Genomic DNA, 15,699 nt, shown 5'->3' on the forward strand with positions numbered 1-15,699 from the left:
TCCCGGTTGCCCGCAACCCCGGCCACTACGCCACTTATCAGAAAGCCTAGTCTTACGACTAGGCTTTTGTCGTATCTAGGGTAGGCATTTTGGTCTTCGACCAACGAGTCCCGGTCGCCTGCGACCCCAGCCATTCCGCCATTTATACTAAGCCCAAGCATCATTGCTTGGGCTTTTTTACGTTTTAATGATTGTGTTCGCCCTTAGGTCGTAGGGGTCCCGGTTGTCCGCAACCCCGGCCACTACGCCACTTATCAGAAAGCCTAGTCTGATGACTAGACTTTCGTCGTTTCAGACGATACAAACCTAAGCCTTGGTTCCGACCACTTATAAAGAAGCCCTGCCCAAAATAGCATAGCACTATTGGCTAGAAGGCTTGCGCTGCTTCACCCTCGCTTATGTGTATTGAACTTCAAGTTAAGAGCAACGAAATTATCTCGAATCTTATCATCCTGTAATTTTTAAGCAGGTGTTCAGTAATGACTCATTTCTTAACGAGTGTGTCTTTATAGGTAGGTTTCATATTGGGTAGCAGTGAGCAAGCTTTTCCACATCTATCATTTATCGCTCGTCACGAGCAATGTATTGACTTACTTCGATTCATTTAGAGTTCAAGAATGACCTCACTATAAAGCTTAGCCACTTCAACTTTTAATCTTGCCCTTTTAACTCCGCCTAACCGGTGTTATGCACTACCATCAAGAGCATTACTTTTATATGTAGCTGTTAGATAAATAATTGATTTGTCTATTGACGCTTATTAGATACAAAAAACCACCCTCATGGGTGGTTTTTCAAGTAAACGAATTTTAAGGCTTTAACTGGCCTCGGGTTCGCTGATCAGCGTTAGTGCCTTTTTAGAGACCTCGTGTGCAGCTTTGGTTAAGTTCTGCTTCTCTAATGCTTCAGACAAATAGCCGTAATCAGAGACTTTAGAGCGAAGTGAAAGTGCATGCTCTAAATGAGATTGTGCTTCCTGCCACTTTTCGTTTCTTAGATAGAACTGAGCCAAAGCACTGTGGGCGTCTGCGTTGTCACTATCTTTGATGATGATGCCTTCAAGGAAGGTCACAACAGGGTGGCTATCTTGCAACTTCAATTTGGGAAGAAGTGAATAGAGCTGTGGACTAGGTTGCTTCTTCAATGTTTCTTTTAACAGGGTGAAGGCTTCATTATCTGCCTGGCGGCTAATAAGGAGCTTGGCAAAACATTCTATTAAGTGGGAGTCAGACTTTGTCTTTCTCGGCAGTGTGTTCCATTGATTGATTAAACCCTCGCTGCCATTTTGAGTGGCGACTTCATGGAGTATTCCACATTGAGCCTTTTGTACGAGTGTAGCCTGTTCTTCTTTAGTGATTAGCTTGTACTTAAGTAGTTTAGGTAACAGATCGATCAGCGGCTCCCACAGCTTAAGCTCAATATATACAGTCTTTAAGAGGTTAAGCAGGATTGTGTTGCTAGGGTAATTATGACGAAGCGTTGTTAGAGTGTCGAAAGCGGCCGGATAGTCATGATCATGCATTTGCTGCTTAGCACGTGTGAGTTCTACTGCGAGTGTCGAATCAGCTTGCTCTGCTGCAAGTGACAAATAGTGATCGCGCTGTTTAGCATTTCCCATCCCTTGTGCGGCTTCAGAAGCCACTAAGTAACATAGCAAAGGCATATCATGGTGATTCGCCCAGCGTGTAACCTTTTTCTCTGCGAGTTTAAAGTCGCCCTCTAACAGCTTAATGATGCCTTCGTTGGTGTAGCGGCGTGAGCGCTTGAGCTTGCGTACACTGAACCAGTTCCAAGTCGTACTGCTCGCTCTTAGGGCTTTCTTGATGATGAACTCAAGTCCAAACAATGCGGCTAGAGTTAAAATGATGAAGATCACCAGCGTATTTACGCTCATTTCGATCGTTTTGTTGGCGATCGAAATCAACACATAGCCTTGTTGACCGGAATACTGAGTTCCTAGAAACAGACCTACGCCGAGTACCGCGAATAGGAAGACAAATCGAAACATTACTTATCCTCCATGATTAATGTGGTGACTTCTCGACGTAATCGCTCGTTGATGACGTCTGCTAGGATTTGTTGCGTGTTTAGCTTTACTGGGTACTCGACACTAATGTCAGTTTTCGAGAGTGACTCTAACGCGTTTTGGAACTCGATGACTCTGTTGTCGTCTGAATCGAAGAAGGTCCCTGCCCAGTCATTAGCTGTTGAAATTGCAACGCCGTAGATTTCACCGTTTTCGGTATAAACTGCCTTTATCGCGGTTTCGAGTTTGGCTTTTATGTTTTCGCGAAGGTAGAAGTGTTGCTCAGGTGACAATAAAGGAATGACGTTACCATCTCGGGTTCTGAAAGTGATGAAGTTGTCGCCGAAGTCTTTCAGCGAAGTCATCAGATTATCTTTCCAATCGTTGATATTCTGCGATACGGCTGCTCTTTCCACCACTTCAGCTTCTGGAAGAATTGCGTTGGCTAGAGGTAATTGGTCAACTTGCTGTTGTAGAGCTGTTAGCTTCAGAACTAGGCCGTCACGATCGACCAGAGGAACTGCTTTGAGCGAAGTAATATCTTTTGCCATCGCTTTGCGCAGAGGAACTAAGCTAGGATCGTTTAATGCCGATATACGCTGATCTGCACTTTCCATTAATCGAGTTGCGCTCACTACGTCGCGCTCAAGGAAGAGTTTTCTGCCTGCTAGCTTGGTTAGGTAGTCTGCTTCTGCCAGAAGCCAGTCGTTAGGTCTGCGACCTTTTACATCTGCGATAGCCAATTGTAGGCTTTCAATGCTCTTCTGTTGCTGACCTAAAGCGACTTCGGCAGCGTTAGTGAGTTGCTTAGCTTGTGCCAACGTATCAGATTGGGCTTGTTCAAGTTCGGCTTTCAGTGCCTGGTTGGCTTGGTTGACCGACGAAATTTGGGTTTGCAGCTGGGCGATTTGCTCCTTGTGAGTGTCGTTTTGCTTTTGCATTTGGTACGTCACACCACCAGAGAACAAGACAGCAATGACGATTGCGACAATGCTAAGTTTACGACCAGACTTTTGCTCGGACACTTTTTGAGTTGCTGGCTGCTTCGGAGCTACTTTCTGATCAACAGAAGACTCGACTTCGGTCGGCTCTGTTTTAGAAGTATCCGATGAGCCTTTTTAGCTAGGCTATCTTCCACCTTTTCTACTTTTTCAGTTTCTTCAGCAGCCTTGTCGTCAATTTTTGGTTCAGCGCTTTTGTTATCGAGGGCTTCTTTTTCAGGAGTCGCTTGAGGTTTATTTTTCTTTATTGTCATTGCTTAAGTCCTGTTAAGCTGGCAGGAGAGCCGCAAGTAAATCGTCATTACTTGCGCTGCCAGTATTAGTAATATTCTTAAATCCTATTGCTTGGGCGTCTTCTAGTATTCGCTGACTTGGAACGAATAATCTTAGACTCGACAGCCATGCAGTATCTTGTGAGTTGAATTGGCTGATAAGGTGGCTGAGTTGGCCACTACTGGTTACCACCAGAGAATCTACACCATGCTGCTTCCATAATGTCATTAAAGACGTGGGATGTAATGGAATGTAGTCACGTTTATAGACTTCACGATATTCTACTTTCGCCCCCATTTGGACAAGCTGCTGATAGATGAGTTCACGCCCCCGTCACCTCGAAGAATGACAATCGCTTTGTTGGAGACTGACTGTAATTCAGGAAGTTTGAGCAAGTGTTCGCTATCGCCAATGCTTGGGTAGTGTACTTTTTGTTGTGTCTCTTTGCTTAAAACGTGTGCAGTTTTTTGACCAACGGCAATGTATAGTGCATTCGAAGGCCAGCAAAGGTTTTGTTCTTGGAAGGTTTGGCTTGCCAACTTTACAGCAGGCTGACTCACTGCGATGATGATATCGGCCTGCTGGAGAGATTGGGGCAAGTGGTCGATATCTTGCCCCGGAACAACTTGGAGTAAAGGTTGATAGACGGTGTCTATACCATGATGAGAAAGTTGTTGGCAGAGCTGTTGCCCATGAGGTTCTGGACGTGTAATCAGCACTGCCATTGATTACTCGCTCTCTGCGTAGAGCTTAGTCAGAATGTCTTTCGCGCCATCATCGAGTAGTTGATTTGCTAACGTAACGCCGAGCTTCTCTGCATCTTGGCGAGGGCCACGAATTTCGCCTCTAACGATCTTTGAACCGTCAGGTTCACCAACTAATGCACGCAGCCAGATATCATCGCCTTCGAGTAGTGCATAGCTGCCGATAGGTACCTGGCAACCACCCTCAAGAGTCAGGTTCATTGCGCGTTCGCATAGAACGCGATCTGCCGTGTCTTTGTGATTAAGCGCTTCGAGTAGTTGAATCAATCGCTCGTCATCGACGCGACATTCAATACCAACCGCGCCTTGACCAACTGCTGGAAGAGATTGCTCAGGCTCAATAAAGCTGCGAATGCGTGATTCAAGCTCTAAACGTTTCAGGCCGGCTGCCGCAAGGATAATTGCGTCGTACTCACCCGCATCGAGTTTTCCTAAGCGCGTTCCTACGTTGCCGCGAAGCTCTTTGATCACCAAGTCAGGGCGATACTCTTTAAGCTGACACTGACGGCGTAAACTACAAGTGCCAACTACAGCACCTTGTGGAAGCTCATCGATAGAGCTGTAAGTGTTAGAGACAAAAGCATCACGTGGATCTTCGCGCTCACAAATCGTCACCAGTCCTAAACCTTCTGGGAAGTCGACAGGTACATCCTTCATAGAATGAACGGCCAGATCGGCACGACCTTCCAGCATTGCAACTTCTAGCTCTTTTACAAATAGCCCTTTACCACCGACTTTCGCCAGTGGAGTATCTAGAATAATGTCGCCTTTAGTTACCATGGTCACCAGTTCAACTTCTAGACCAGGGTGGGCAGCTTGAAGAGCATCTTTTACATAATGAGCTTGCCACAGAGCAAGTGGGCTTTTACGCGTTGCAATACGGATAGGGGCAGATTGGGTCATGTTAATCCTAAACATTGAGAACTATTGGCTTAATCGTACCACTCAACAATCTAAAGTATTACTACTAGATCGTGAGTAAGTAGAAATGAAGTTTGTATGGATAAATATTATCAGAATTGTGTGATTTAGTTCTCGTTTATAAAATAGGCTATTATTAGAAAAGCGAGATAGGTACCACACTATGTGCCAAATAAGAATAATGAGTAACAGGCTCTGAGCTATCTAATTAGATCGGGTGATTTCTTTACCGATCGAAATAAAAATGATAGATTGATCACGTTTTCTAGCTGAGTTAGAATAAATTTTAGTCAGAGCTCACGTTATACACCAACCAAGGACTAGACCTTGCAGGCTTACACAAAGACGTTAATCCAAAGATTAGACAAGTTAAATCAACAACGTATTGAACGTGCGTTGGTGCTTATGGATTTACAAAGTCAGCGTGTCTTCCATCTTATCCCGACATTGTTACATTTTAATCACCCTGTTATCCCGGGTTATTACGATGCGCATGTGCCACATGGGGTATTTGGCCTTGAGTTTAATGACGTGCAACAGCAGTTTGTTGTTGATACTGAGCTCACCATCTCTTCATCTCTCGAAACTCCAAAATCTCCGTCCATCCTTGGTCTTTACACCATGGGTAGCACCTCTTCAATTGGTCAAAGCACTTCTAGCGACTTAGACATTTGGGTTTGTATCTCGCCATCGATGTCGTCTAGCGATCGAGATGCACTGACAAACAAGTGTTTACTGATCACCGAGTGGGCGAAGACACAGGGTGTTGAAGCGAACTTCTTCCTAATGGATGAAAACCGCTTCAAGAGTAACTATTCGGAAGAGATGACAGGTGACAACTGTGGTTCTTCACAGCACCTACTGCTATTGGATGAGTTCTATCGTTCAGCGGTTCGCCTTGCTGGCCAGCGTTTGCTTTGGCAAATTGTGCCGCCAGAAATGGAAGAGTGTTACGACGAATACGTTTTTGACATGTGCCGTAAAGGTCACATCAATTGTGATGAGTGGATTAACTTCGGTAAGCTCAACCGCATTCCAGCTGAGGAGTACTTTGGCTCGAACTTGTGGCAGCTGTACAAGAGTATTGATTCACCTTACAAGTCAGTACTAAAAGCGATTCTGCTTGAAGCCTATTCGTGGGAATACCCAAATACCCAACTTCTGAGTTTAGATACTAAGCGTCGTTTCTTTGCGCATGAGCCTGACCTGTACGGAATGGATGCGTACTATCTAATGCTTGAGAAGGTAACTCGTTACCTTGAACGCATTGGAGATACGACTCGCTTGGATTTGGTTCGTCGTTGTTTTTACCTGAAAACGCACGAAAAGCTATCTCGTGAACCTGGTGTGGGTTCGGTTGCGTGGCGTCGTGAAGCCTGTCTGAAATGGTGGCAGCGTGGAATTGGCAGCCAGAAGTGATTGCTGAGCTAGATGATCGCCGTAACTGGAAAGTAGAGCAAGTTAAGGTTGTGCACCATGCACTGCTTGATGCTTTGATGCTGAGCTACCGCAATTTGATTCAGTTTGCGCGTCGTAACGATATTACGTCGCAATCAGCCCACAAGATATCAGTATTCTTGCTCGAAAACTGTATGCAGCCTTTGAGGTGTTGCCTGGTAAGGTAACGCTGCTTAATCCGCAAATCTCTCCAGATTTACATGAACCAGACTTGACCTTTATTGAAGTGCGAGAAGGTCGTATCAACAAGCCAGGTTGGTATTTATACAAGCAGCCGTTAATCCCAACTAAGATTCTTGGTCAGCCTAACCTTGAGCACAATGAGTACTTAAGTAAGCTAGTGGCTTGGGCGTTCTTCAATGGTTTGATTACCGAGTCGACTCGTCTTCACTCTGTCGTCCGTGATGCTCAGATAGATATTGATAAGTTCTACCAGATGGTGAGTGACTTACGTAACACCTTCTCACTACGTAAGCGTCGCCCAAGCATGCAAGCGCTTGCCAGCCCTTGTGAGATTAGCCAACTGGCGATGTTCATCAACTTCGAAAATGACCCAACGGCTGAGCTAAGTGGAAAATCTGCCAAAGTGGACGTGAAAAATACTAATATCTTCAGCTTTGGCCCTGAGCAGAAAAGCTTAGTGGGCAGCGTAGATTTGGTATACCGAAACTCTTGGCATGAAGTTCGTACGCTTCACTTTAAAGGTGAAACGGGCGATGCTCGACGCACTTAAAACGGTATTAGGCAAAATGCACCAAGACGCTTTACCGCCAGAGTCGGTAGATGTGTTCTGTTATAGCGAGAACTTGCGCGGTGTGATGCGAAATATGGTGTATCAGCTACTGGCAGAGTGTATTGATTTACGCCTTAAGCCGGTAGAACAAGAAAAACGTCGCCGCTTCAAAGCACTGCGTATCGGTGAGCAGATGTACGGCTTGTTCTTCGAGCGACGTGGTGTGTCGGTTCAGAAGCTTGAAAACTCGGTGGATTTCTACCGCAGTATTTCGACTAACAAGCTGCAAGGTTCACCTCTGATGATGTTGGATCGTGAGAACGACTTCCAGCTGCCTGAAATTGTGGATAGCTTCGCCAGTGAAGGTTTGATTCAGTTCTTCTTTGAAGATACGGAGAAAGGCTTCAATATTTACGTGTTAGACGAGTCGAACCAAGTTGAGGTTTACCATCAGTTCAGTGGTGGTAAAGATGAGATGATTGCCAGTGTGAATAGCTTCTATACTTCGGCTCAAGAAGGTAGCGGCGTATCGGCGCAGTTCATTAACTTCAACCTGCCTCAGTACTATCAGATTATTTACCCTGAAGAAGGGGAAGCGTACATCGTTCCTTACCGTAACGACAGCGCCGTCTACTCAAAACCGTCGAAAGCGGTGAACGCTTAAGCATCAGAGCTTAGATAGTAAAATTCAATATAAAAAGAGCACCTCTATGGGTGCTCTTTTTGGTTGTTCTATACGAGATTCAATTTGTGCTTATGCCCACTCGATCTCTTCATCAGCGTGCTTCTGACACTCTTGCTTCACCATCTCAAACAACTCTAGCCAGTCTTTGAACAAGTCCACTGGTCGTCGATCAGCTTGAAGTGGAAACCACCTGACTTAGACGCAAGCCAGATCTCATGCATTGGCTCTTGGCGGTTAATGATGATTTGGCTTCTGTCTTCGAACTCCAACGTCATCACGTTTCCAGTTGTCTCATAATCGATATCTGCACCTGAATCATCGATGGCTTCTTCTATGATTTGCATCTGAGTATCGACGAGTTGATGAAATTCAGTGTCGTTCATCCCTTCTGTCCTATTGCTTTTCCTGAGTGTGGTGCGATTATAGGGGGCATTGAAAGAATAATCACGAATTTGCCAAATGAAAAAGTCAATTGTTGCACTATTTATGTTATCCGTATTAGCGCTCGCAGGTTGTGGCCAATCAGGATCGTTGTACATGCCTGTAGACGAAAGTCAGACTGAGCAAACACAATAATAATTAGATCGAATTTAGAAGGGAAAGAGAATTGGATTACTTTAACTACCAGCAAGATGGCCAGTTATGGGCCGAAGATATTGCGCTGACTGAACTTGCAGAGCAGTACGGCACGCCGCTATACGTTTACTCTCGCTCAACGCTAGAGCGTCACTGGAATGCGTTTGATAAATCGGTTGGTGATCATCCACACCTTGTTTGTTACGCAGTGAAAGCGAACTCTAACCTAGGTGTCCTGAATGCGCTAGCACGGTTGGGTTCGGGTTTTGATATCGTATCAGGTGGTGAACTAGAACGAGTTATCGCTGCTGGCGGTGATCCATCTAAGGTAGTTTTCTCTGGTGTTGGTAAAACATCGCAAGAGATGAAGCGTGCACTTGAGCTAAAGATTAAGTGTTTCAACGTAGAATCTGAACCTGAGCTTGAGCGCTTGAACAAAGTGGCTGGCGAGCTCGGTGTGAAAGCGCCAATCTCCTTACGCATCAACCCAGACGTAGATGCGAATACTCACCCTTACATCTCGACCGGTCTGCGTGACAATAAGTTTGGTATAGCATTTGATCGTGCACCAACGGTTTACAAGTTTGCACAAAGCCTAGAGAACCTAGAGATTCACGGTATTGATTGTCACATTGGCTCTCAGTTAACTGACATCGAACCGTTTATCGATGCAACTGATCGCCTGTTGGCTTTGATTGATAACCTCAAAGAGCAAGGTATCAATATTAAGCACCTTGATGTGGGCGGCGGCTTGGGCGTGGTCTACAAAGATGAGCTTCCACCAGAGCCATCAGATTACGCAAAAGCGCTGCTAGGTCGCTTGGACAACCATAAAGACCTAGAGCTTATCTTTGAGCCAGGACGCGCTATTGCAGCCAATGCTGGCGTACTACTTACGCGTGTCGAGTTCCTTAAGCATACCGAGCACAAGAACTTCGCGATCATCGATGCAGCGATGAACGACTTGATGCGCCCAGCGCTGTATCAAGCATGGCAAGACATCGTTCCGGTTGTTCCGCGTGAAGGCGAAGCGGTGGCGTATGACCTAGTTGGCCCAATTTGTGAAACCGGTGATTTCCTAGGTAAAGATCGTTCACTGGTATTAGCTGAGAATGATCTGCTTGCAGTGCGCTCAGCGGGTGCTTATGGCTTTGTGATGTCTTCGAACTACAACACACGTACTCGCGCAGCTGAAGTGATGGTAGACGGCGACAAGGCTCACTTGGTGCGTCAGCGTGAAGAGCTAACCAGCTTGTGGGAACTTGAGAACATTCTTCCGGAGTAAGTAACGCATTATGCATTTCCACTTTTCTAAGATGCATGGACTGGGTAATGACTTCATGGTTGTTGATTGCATTACCCAGAACATCTTCTTCTCTCCTGATTTGATCCGTCGCTTGGCGGATCGTCATACGGGTGTCGGGTTTGACCAGTTGTTAGTGGTTGAAGCCCCTTACGATCCGGAAACTGACTTCCACTATCGCATCTTTAATGCGGATGGCAGTGAGGTTGAGCAGTGCGGCAATGGTGCGCGCTGCTTCGCACGCTTTGTGCGAATGAAAGGCCTAACCAACAAATTCAGCATCAACGTGAGTACCAAGAAAGGCAAAATGGTACTGAACATTGAAGAAGACGACCAAGTCACTGTGAACATGGGCGTGCCTGAGTTTGAGCCGAGTAAGATTCCTTTCCGTGCTAAGCAAACTGAAAAGACTTACATTCTGCGTACCGATGAGTACACGCTTTTCTGTGGCGCGGTGAGCATGGGCAACCCTCATGTAGTGACAGTCGTTGATGATGTTGACACAGCCGATGTGGATACATTAGGTCCACTGCTTGAGTCACATGAACGCTTCCCTGAACGTGTAAATGCAGGCTTTATGCAGGTTGTCTCGCGTGAGGAAGTGCGTTTGCGCGTGTATGAGCGTGGTGCAGGCGAAACCCAAGCTTGTGGCAGTGGCGCATGTGGCGCAGTGGCTGTTGGTATCGTGCAAGGTTTGCTCGATAGCAAAGTAACGGTTCACCTGCCGGGTGGCGATTTGCAAATCGAATGGCAAGGGCCGGGTAAACCACTGTTTATGACAGGGCCAGCTACCCATGTATTTGATGGTCAACTGACCTGTTAAGGAATTTTTGTGTCTGATATACAAGCCGACGCCTCACAGCAGAGGTCGTCGCAGAATACCTACGTGACAACCCAGATTACTTTATCGAGCGTCCAGAGCTGGTGGATCGGTTGTCACTGCCGCACCAAGATCTTGGTGCTGTCTCTTTGGTTCACGTACAAATGTCTCGTCAAAGACAGCGCATTGAAGAGCTAGAAGAAGAGATCACTGCGCTGATGTCTTTAGCTGCTAACAATGACAAGACTTTCCATGAGTTCATGGAGCTTCAAGAGCAGATCTTACAGTGCACGCAGAGCATTGATGTGGTTAAAGCGATTGAAGAGAAGGGCAAGAAGCTAGGATTGACGGCTTACGTTCGTTTAATCGACTCTGAAGTCCCGCGCTATCAACTTAGCCTTGAGCAATACCAACGTTTCGCCACTAATCACTTTAATGGCAAGAGTGCTTATTTAGGTCGCATGCGCAAAACTGATCGCCAAGCCTTGCTGGGCGAGAACACAGCGGCTCCAGAAATGGGTTCGTATGTGGTGCTATCACTGAAAAAGAATGGTGTACAAGGCATTCTAGCTTTCTCGAGTGAAGACGGCGGCCATTTCCAACCTCATATGGATACGCTTTTTCTTCGCCATTTAGCTCTGGTTGTATCACACTTAATTGATACCTTACCTTGGCAATTGAGTCATCATGAGCGAATTACCCACACCTCTGCCTAACTCCCTACAACAGCCCTTAGAGCGCTTTTATGAATACCTGCGAAGTGAAAAAGGGCTGAGTTTACACACTCAGCGTAACTACAAGCAGCAATTAGAAACCATGGCTCAGCACCTTGTTCAATTGGGTTTAACTCAGTGGCAGCAAGTGGATGCAGCGTGGGTTCGTCAGCTTGCCAGTAAAGGTATGCGCGATGGCATGAAAGCGAGTAGCTTAGCCACGCGTTTGTCCTCTTTGCGCAGCTTTTTTGATTTCCTGATTCTGCGTGGTGATTTAACCGCGAATCCTGCTAAAGGTGTCTCTGCACCGCGTAAAAAGCGTCCGCTCCCCAAGAATCTAGATGTTGATGAAGTGGGGCAATTGCTTGAAGTCAATGAAGACGACCCACTTGCGGTTCGTGATCGTGCCATGATGGAGCTGATGTACGGTGCAGGTTTGCGTCTCGCAGAGCTAGTGAGCATTGATGCTCGTCATGTCAGCCTTGGTAGTGGTGAAATCCGAGTGGTGGGTAAAGGCGATAAAGAGCGTAAGGTTCCGTTTTCCGGTCTGGCCCAAGAGTGGGTGGGGAAATGGCTCAAGCTGCGTGGCGCTTTGGCTAATGCCGATGAAAAAGCGCTGTTTGTGTCTAAGCTAGGCGTGCGAATTTCACATCGAAACGTGCAAAAGCGTATGGCTGAATGGGGACAGAAGCAGTCTGTCGCAAGCCATATTAGCCCGCATAAGTTGCGTCACTCGTTTGCTACGCACATGCTTGAATCGAGCAATAATCTGCGTGCCGTTCAAGAGCTCTTGGGGCATGAGAATATCTCCACAACTCAAATCTATACCCACTTGGACTTTCAACATTTAGCGGATGTTTATGATCAAGCGCATCCTAGAGCACGTAAAGATGGTTCTAGAAAGCGAGGGGCTGCGAGTAACGCACAAGACAACCAGAAGGGCGGTGATTCATGAAGTTCTACCGGCGTTTGCCTGAAATAAAGGCGATGACCTTCGATCTCGACGACACCATCTATAATAATCGACCCATCATTGTGCGAGTCGAATCGCAGATGAGGCAGTGGCTCGTCACTGAACATCCTATCTCAGCCAGTCAGCCAATTAGCTGGTGGGCAGACGTAAAGCGGCAAGTGGCATCCGATAATCCAGAGCTTAAACACGACGTGACCAAGTGGCGCTACGCGCAAATTGAAACCGGGCTGCGTCGATTAGGTTACAGTGATTCACAAGCCAAACAAGCCGCTGAGCAGGCGATAAGCAAGGTGCTTGAGCTGCGCAGTGACTTCACCGTACCTCAGACAGCTCTCGACACTATGCTGGCGCTTTCAAAGCGTTACCCATTGGTGGCGATCACCAATGGTAACGTCGACCCTAGCCGAATTGGTTTAGCTCCGTATTTTCAATTAGTGCTGAAGGCGGGCCCAGATGGCAGAGCCAAACCGTATCCCGATATGTTTGAAAAGGCATTGGTGCACTTTGCTGAGCTTGGTATCGAAGCTAAGCATATTCTGCATGTTGGCGATCACCTGAAAACCGATGTGCATGGTGCCAAACTCAGTGGTCTACAAGCTTGTTGGTTCAACGACCAAGGTGCAGTGCTGACTACTCATAAGCACGCTCGAGTCTTGCCCGATGTGGAAATCCATCGATTGGATGACTTACTCAAGTTGTAATTTAATTATTTATAATTAAGAAAGAAATGCCCTCATACGAGGGCATTTCTGTATCTATTGCTTGGGTTTACTCTCTAAGCTGATGACCACTTTTATCGGCTTGGTAAGCTTTCAAATAATAATCAAAGAAAGCGGTGAGCTGTTGTGCATCCTCAGCATTACCAAGCGCTGCGAGTATCTCGCTACCTACTTCGAGCGTGCATAAGTGGCCGCTGTCTTGATTGCGGCGCAGAGTGTATTGCGAAGCCTCTTTCGGCTCTAGGCTGACTTTAGGCCAATCCGCTAGCCAATGGCTTTTTCGAACCATTTTTTTAGCTTCTTGCCATGTCGCGTCGAGTACTACAAACAAGGGTTTGATATTAGTACTGTTCTTGGGCTCGGAGATCGACTCGATGGCAACGCTGTCTTCATCAGGGAACAGCAAGTAGGGAGTGAGTTGCTCGCGCTCGATCAGCTCATTCAAACTGCTCGGCATGGATTTTCGCTGCCAGATATGGGTAGAACAGTGATTGAGTGAAGCTTGAAGCCATTTGCCTGTGTTAGTGTCTCGATGGAGTTCGTTTTCATGAGTCAGCAACGCTATATAGCGCTGCTGGTGAGTTTAGGAATACGTGCGCAGAGACACTGATAAGTGAATCCACAACTTGCGCACGCTTGTTGCTCCGACATTAAAGTCGTACTCCTTCCATGCGTGGTGATAGGCCATCAGAGAACAATTGAACGTCGCCGATCTCACTTTGAGCAGCCACTGGTGCGGTGCTTGGGTTAAGTGGGTAGTTCTCTCCTGAAAATCGAATCAAATGCTGTGCCGCTTGAGCACCTCCACCGCTGACCGGCATGATCAGATCTTTCCAGCCCGCGCTTTGGCCTGTTCCAAGAAGAAATGGTGTCCTGACGAGCGTAATGCGGCTATTGAACTGCCAGTTCGGTTGTTGGCTGTCTGCAGAATCAAACACGATCAGAGTGCACCCCCCGAGCCACACCAATCTAGAAGCACCAACAACTCTTCTTTTCCGTCTTGGTTAAGATCTTTGGTGAGCCAACGATATTGCGCGTTGTTGGTCTCGGTATTGGTATCAGCAAAATACTGGCGTACCGCTTGATCAACTCGCGGGTTGTATTGCGCACTGGATGGGTACAGTCCTGTGGTTTCTGGTGTGATTGCTTTTACTTGATTGGCGTTAGACTGGTTATGTTGAGCTTTGAACAGCGTCAGTCCGCCATTGGCAATTGGATAAACTGTACCGCTAACCTTCTCTTTTTCAGCGACCAAGGTGTCACCTTGGCGAGTAAAAATGCGTTCAGAGACCAAGAACTGTTGGTGGTGACGCGTCATTACAACTTGAACTTGATTGTCGTTCAGCTGCTGCCAGTACCCGCTTTCAACGATTGAAGGCTCTTCGTTGTTGTAATCATAGTGGGTCGTCGCGCTATGATCTGGGTTCAGCTCTAAGCGGATTTGAAAATCAGTCGATTGGGTAGAGTTGGCATGATAAAAGCCAGTCCAACCCAGTGTGCGGTCGCTGTTGGCTAGTGTTGCACAGCCTTTCAGTGTGGTTTCACCGTCGCGCTCAAGGTGGATGACCAACTGAACAGGCTGTCGCTCATGCCATCTTGGCAATACTCTTTGGTGAGTGTCAGTGTTCCGGAGTCTAGCTGGTAGATGCGTTCCCCTTCGCTGATTTGACTGGTTTTCACGGTGTAACGAACGTCTTCTTCGCCAATCGTATGATAGAGCAGGGCGTCTTTCTCAAAGCGCACGGACCAAAAAGGTTCTGTGCCAAACGCAGAGGTTGGGCTAGCTGGCTGTTTGCAGCGATGCAGGCCTTCGGTAGCAAGGACGTTAATCTCATCCACCACAAAACGGGCCTTGTAGTCTGAATCAAAGCCGACTTGGCTTGGTGGCTCTAGGTGGCCTGTGACTTCACCGTACATGACTTGATATGGCGTCTGAGGAATCGTCATCGCTTGCTGCGAATCTTCAGGGGTGAGCGCTAACCAGTACTGAGTGTTACTGCCACAAGGTTTGATCGTCCGTGCTTCATGACCAACTACCACTTCGCCACGCAAGGTGAAGCTCTGCGGTGTAATACTCGTGGGGTTATCCAAGCTTGCGACTGGAAGATCAGGCGCTTGCTGCGGTTCTGGCGCCGATGATGAACAACCGTAAAGAGAGAGTAGGGATAAGATTGCGACTGGGCTTATCAGTGCCTTCATGCTATATCTTCCTCGTAACAGGATTAGTTGGAAGTCATTATGGCATATTGGTTGTTTAAAACAGAACCCGATACCTTCTCTATTGATACTTTGCGTGTGCAAGGTAGCTCACCTTGGGAGGGTGTTCGAAATTATCAGGCGCGCAACATGTTACGCGATGAAGTGAAAGAAGGGGATTTCGTTCTTATCTATCACTCTTCGTGCAAGAAAGTCGGTGTCGCTGGGATCGCTAAAGTGACGCGTGAATCCTACCCAGACCATTTTGCGCTTAATCCTGAGAGTGAGTACTTTGATCCTAAATCTGATCCGGACAACCCGCGCTGGTTCATGGTGGATATTGAGTTTGTACGTAAAACCCAGCGATTGATTCCGCTGTCAGTACTTAAAAGTATGCCAGAGCTTGAGAACATGCCGCTGGTGAAACGGGGTAACCGATTGTCGGTTATGCCTGTCACCGAATCTGAGTGGCAAGCAATTCTAGGTAAAGAAGTGCTGTAAACAACAAGGGAGCCAATGGCTCCCTTTTTCATGTTAA

The 15,699-nt window shown here is 46.9% G+C and carries 8 protein-coding genes and 7 pseudogenes; 8 read left to right on the forward strand and 7 right to left on the reverse strand.

Annotated elements, in window-relative coordinates:
- Positions 1-817 precede the first annotated feature (817 nt).
- The 4 genes and pseudogenes from UA76_RS17575 to hemC form a co-directional block, all read right to left on the reverse strand.
- Positions 818-2,008, reverse strand: a complete 1,191-nt coding sequence (locus UA76_RS17575) for a heme biosynthesis protein HemY (protein WP_047048864.1) — start codon at positions 2,006-2,008, stop codon at positions 818-820.
- A pseudogene (locus tag UA76_RS17580) lies at positions 2,008-3,281 on the reverse strand (uroporphyrinogen-III C-methyltransferase). Before UA76_RS17580 ends, UA76_RS17575 begins: the two are co-directional and overlap by 1 nt.
- A 13-nt stretch (positions 3,282-3,294) precedes the next feature.
- Positions 3,295-4,025, reverse strand: a pseudogene (locus tag UA76_RS17590) (uroporphyrinogen-III synthase).
- A 3-nt stretch (positions 4,026-4,028) separates the two neighbouring features.
- Positions 4,029-4,967: a hydroxymethylbilane synthase gene (hemC, locus tag UA76_RS17595; RefSeq protein ID WP_047048869.1), complete on the reverse strand. Its 939-nt coding sequence runs from the start codon at positions 4,965-4,967 to the stop codon at positions 4,029-4,031.
- Positions 4,968-5,312: 345 nt separating this feature from the next.
- Between hemC and UA76_RS17600 the strand changes: the two are divergent.
- A pseudogene (locus UA76_RS17600) lies at positions 5,313-7,840 on the forward strand (class I adenylate cyclase).
- Positions 7,841-7,930: 90 nt separating this feature from the next.
- Here the strand turns inward: UA76_RS17600 and cyaY are convergent.
- A pseudogene (cyaY, locus tag UA76_RS17605) lies at positions 7,931-8,244 on the reverse strand (iron donor protein CyaY).
- Positions 8,245-8,320: 76 nt separating this feature from the next.
- Between cyaY and lptM the strand changes: the two are divergent.
- From lptM to yigB, 6 genes and pseudogenes are all read left to right on the forward strand, one after another.
- Entirely contained in the window at positions 8,321-8,437 is a 117-nt protein-coding gene (gene lptM, locus UA76_RS25730; protein WP_075202596.1) for an LPS translocon maturation chaperone LptM, read from the forward strand.
- 31 nt (positions 8,438-8,468) lie between these two features.
- Positions 8,469-9,722 (forward strand): diaminopimelate decarboxylase, encoded by a 1,254-nt coding sequence (gene lysA / locus UA76_RS17610; protein ID WP_047048872.1) that lies wholly within the window; start codon positions 8,469-8,471, stop codon positions 9,720-9,722.
- A gap of 10 nt (positions 9,723-9,732) precedes the next feature.
- Positions 9,733-10,563, forward strand: coding sequence for a diaminopimelate epimerase (gene dapF / locus UA76_RS17615; protein ID WP_047048874.1), 831 nt, complete (start codon positions 9,733-9,735; stop codon positions 10,561-10,563).
- Between the two features lie 9 nt (positions 10,564-10,572).
- A pseudogene (locus UA76_RS17620) lies at positions 10,573-11,276 on the forward strand (DUF484 family protein).
- Entirely contained in the window at positions 11,248-12,228 is a 981-nt protein-coding gene (xerC, locus tag UA76_RS17625; RefSeq protein ID WP_047048877.1) for a tyrosine recombinase XerC, read from the forward strand. Before UA76_RS17620 ends, xerC begins: the two are co-directional and overlap by 29 nt.
- The gene (yigB, locus tag UA76_RS17630; RefSeq protein ID WP_047048880.1) at positions 12,225-12,947 is read left to right on the forward strand and encodes a 5-amino-6-(5-phospho-D-ribitylamino)uracil phosphatase YigB; all 723 of its coding nucleotides are present in this window, start codon (positions 12,225-12,227) and stop codon (positions 12,945-12,947) included. Before xerC ends, yigB begins: the two co-directional genes overlap by 4 nt.
- Positions 12,948-13,014: 67 nt before the next feature.
- On the opposite strand, the pseudogene UA76_RS17635 reads toward yigB, so the two are convergent.
- Together UA76_RS17635 and UA76_RS17640 are read right to left on the reverse strand one after the other, a co-directional pair.
- Positions 13,015-13,616, reverse strand: a pseudogene (locus UA76_RS17635) (tRNA-uridine aminocarboxypropyltransferase).
- Positions 13,616-15,164: pseudogene (locus UA76_RS17640) on the reverse strand (COG3650 family protein). Before UA76_RS17640 ends, UA76_RS17635 begins: the two co-directional pseudogenes overlap by 1 nt.
- A gap of 39 nt (positions 15,165-15,203) precedes the next feature.
- On the opposite strand from UA76_RS17640, the gene UA76_RS17645 reads away from it, so the two are divergent.
- Positions 15,204-15,662, forward strand: coding sequence for an EVE domain-containing protein (locus UA76_RS17645; protein WP_047048883.1), 459 nt, complete (start codon positions 15,204-15,206; stop codon positions 15,660-15,662).
- The last annotated feature ends 37 nt before the right edge of the window (positions 15,663-15,699 follow it).

The organism is Vibrio mexicanus, assembly GCF_001012815.1.
Lineage (GTDB): Bacteria > Pseudomonadota > Gammaproteobacteria > Enterobacterales > Vibrionaceae > Vibrio > Vibrio mexicanus.